At 54.3% G+C, this 3,389-nt stretch carries 2 rRNA genes; both read left to right on the plus strand.

From position 1 onward, the window contains the following. Positions 1 to 165 precede the first annotated feature (165 nt). A 23S ribosomal RNA gene (locus NFR28_RS08800) occupies positions 166 to 3,136 on the plus strand. A gap of 119 nt (positions 3,137 to 3,255) precedes the next feature. Continuing rightward, positions 3,256 to 3,370: ribosomal RNA gene (gene rrf, locus NFR28_RS08805) — 5S ribosomal RNA — on the plus strand. Positions 3,371 to 3,389: the final 19 nt, after the last annotated feature.

A 3,389-nucleotide genomic window follows, 5' to 3' on the forward strand; every position in this document is an offset into this window, starting at 1 on the left:
AACATCTACCTTATCTGCACCTTGACAGTTGTATAGCGTTAAGTGACAAATTGATCTTTTAATGCAGTGTTTTAAACACTGCGTCAAGAGCATCTAACACGATCGCGATTGTATCGATATGTAAATACCTAGATACACCTTGATGTGATTTGGAACCAACTTGTGGACGAAGATATTAAGGGCGCACGGCGGATGCCTTGGCACAGGAAGTCGATGAAGGACGTGGCAAGCTGCGATAAGCTCAGGGGAGGGGCAAACACCCTTTGATCCTGAGATCTCCGAATGGGGGAACCCAACAGGGGTCATGCCCTGTTACCTGCACCTGAATTCATAGGGTGTATGGAGGCAACTTGGGGAACTGAAACATCTAAGTACCCAAAGGAAGAGAAATCAACCGAGATTGCGCGAGTAGCGGCGAGCGAAAGCGCAAAAGCCCAAACCCATGTGTGTGTAAGCCTGAGGGCGTTGCCACATGCGGTGTTGTGGGGTCACTTTTTCTAGGTGCCTCAGCTCCTAGACAAGGTTACAAATTTGCGTAATAGCAAAACGATTTGGGAAAGTCGGCGACACAAGGTGAAAGCCCTGTATGCGAAATTGCGCAAACCTTGCAAGTGATTCCCGAGTAGCGCCGGGCACGTGAAACCCGGTGCGAATCTGGGGGGACCACCCTCCAAGGCTAAATACTCTCCTGTGACCGATAGCGAACCAGTACCGTGAGGGAAAGGTGAAAAGCACCCCGAGAGGGGAGTGAAATAGTACCTGAAACCGTGCGCCTACAAGCAGTCGGAGCAGCCTTGCGCTGTGACGGCGTGCCTTTTGTAGAATGAGCCAGCGAGTTACGGTATGCGGCGAGGTTAAGTTAAGAAACGAGCCGTAGTGAAAGCGAGCCTTTAAGATGGCGAGTAAGTCGTATGCTGTAGACGCGAAGCCGATGTGAGCTATCCATGGGCAGGCTGAAGCGGGGGTAAGACCCCGTGGAGGGCCGAACCCACTTCGGTTGAAAACGGAGGGGATGACCTGTGGATAGGGGTGAAAGGCCAATCAAACTCGGAGATATCTCGTTCTCCCCGAAATAGCTTTAGGGCTAGCCTCGGTCGTTTCCCTTAGGTGGTAGAGCACTGGATCGTCGCGGGGGCTTCACCGCCTACCAACACGAACCAAACTCCGAATGCCTAAGGATTAGAGACCGGGAGTCAGAGGACGTGGGCTAAGCTGCGTGCTCGAAAGGGAAACAGCCCAGACCGCCCGCTAAGGCCCCCAAGTCCGTGCTAAGTGGCAAAGGATGTGCGTTTGCCTAGACAACCAGGATGTTGGCTTAGAAGCAGCCATGCATTTAAAGAGTGCGTAACAGCTCACTGGTCAAGTGGACATGCGCCGACAATTCACGGGGCTAAGCACGGCGCCGAAGCGGCGGACTGAATTATTTCAGTGGTAGGGGAGCTTTCCTATCTGCGACGAAGCAGACGGGTAACCGTTTGTGGAGCGTTAGGAAGTGAGAATGCTGGCATGAGTAACGAGAGCGGCGCGAGAAACGCCGCCGCCGTAAGCCCAAGGGTTCCTGGGCGAGGCTAATCCTCCCAGGGTCAGTCGGGAGCTAAGGCGAGGCCGAGAGGCGTAGCCGATGCACAACAGGCGGACATTCCTGTACCGCTGCCAGACCATTATGACCGAAGGGGCGACGGAGAAGGGTAACCGAGCGGGGTTCTGGACGTCCCCGTGAAAGCGTGTAGGGCGCAAAGCATGGAAATCAGCTTTGCATATAGCCTGAGACGCGAGACGAAGCCATTAGGCGAAGTCGGCGAGCCCATGCTTCCTAGAAAAACCTCTAGGCAGGTCGGGCGGCGCCCGTACCAAAACCGACACAGGTGGGCGGGTAGAGCATACCGAGGCGATCGGGAGAACCATGGTTAAGGAACTCGGCATACTGACTCCGTAACTTCGGGAGAAGGAGTGCCCCTTGAGGTGTAACAACTTGCTTGTGAAGCTTTGGGGGGTCGCAGCGAAACGGCCCAAGCGACTGTTTATCAAAAACACAGGACTCTGCAAAGTCGTAAGACGACGTATAGGGTCTGACGCCTGCCCGGTGCTGGAAGGTTACGTGGATGGGTTAGCCTTTTTGGCGAAGCTCTGAAACTAAGCCCCAGTAAACGGCGGCCGTAACTATAACGGTCCTAAGGTAGCGAAATTCCTTGTCGGGTAAGTTCCGACCTGCACGAATGGCGTAACGATTTGGGCGCTGTCTCAACCATGGACCCGGTGAAATTGTATTATTCGTGAAGATGCGAATTACCTGCGGAAGGACGGAAAGACCCCGTGAACCTTTACTGCAGCTTGACATTGATCGTTGGCTCGGCGCGTAGAGGATAGGCAGGAGGCTATGAAGCAGGGACGCCAGTTTCTGTGGAGCCACCCTTGGAATACTGCCCTCGTCGTTCCGGCGATCTAACTTGTGGCCGTGATCCGGCACAAGGACCGTGTCAGGTGGGTAGTTTGACTGGGGCGGTCGCCTCCTAAAATGTAACGGAGGCGCGCAAAGGTCCGCTCAGGATGGTTGGCAATCATCCCAAGAGCGCAAGAGTGTAAGCGGGCTTGACTGCGAGGCAGACACGCCGAGCAGGGACGAAAGTCGGTTCTAGTGATCCGGCGGCTCAGAGTGGAATGGCCGTCGCTCAACGGATAAAAGGTACTCCGGGGATAACAGGCTGATCTTGCCCAAGAGTCCACATCGACGGCAAGGTTTGGCACCTCGATGTCGGCTCATCGCATCCTGGGGCTGAAGTCGGTCCCAAGGGTATGGCTGTTCGCCATTTAAAGCGGTACGCGAGCTGGGTTCAGAACGTCGTGAGACAGTTCGGTCCCTATCCTCCGCAGGCGTAAGAGAATTGAGGAGATCTGCCCCTAGTACGAGAGGACCGGGGTGGACGGACCTCTGGTGCAGCAGTTGTTGACCAACAGCACGGCTGCTTAGCTACGTCCGGCACGGATAACCGCTGAAAGCATCTAAGTGGGAAGCCGTCTTCAAGATGAGTTCTCTATTCGGTAAGGGCCCTTGTAGACTACGAGGTTGATAGGGCGCAAGTGTAAGAGGTGTGAGCCTTTAAGCTGAGCGCTACTAATAGCCCGAGCTCTTCTGCTATAAGTTGGATATCGAATATAACCAATCGCGAATGTCACATAAGCGCTATACAACCGTCAGGGTGCAGCATATACAGAACTTGACAATCTCATACAAGTTCGCAAAAGAGCGTCTTTTGTGAGCGTGACCATGGAGGCGGGGATCACCCGATCCCATTCCGAACTCGGTAGTTAAGCCCGCCATCGCCTAAAGTACTACAGCGTCAGGCTGTGGGAGGACGGGAAGTCGCGCTCACAAAGGACGCTTTTGTTAT

Origin of the sequence: Adlercreutzia agrestimuris, from assembly GCF_943193125.1 — a bacterium.
In the GTDB taxonomy this organism is placed as follows: Bacteria; Actinomycetota; Coriobacteriia; order Coriobacteriales; family Eggerthellaceae; genus Xiamenia; species Xiamenia agrestimuris.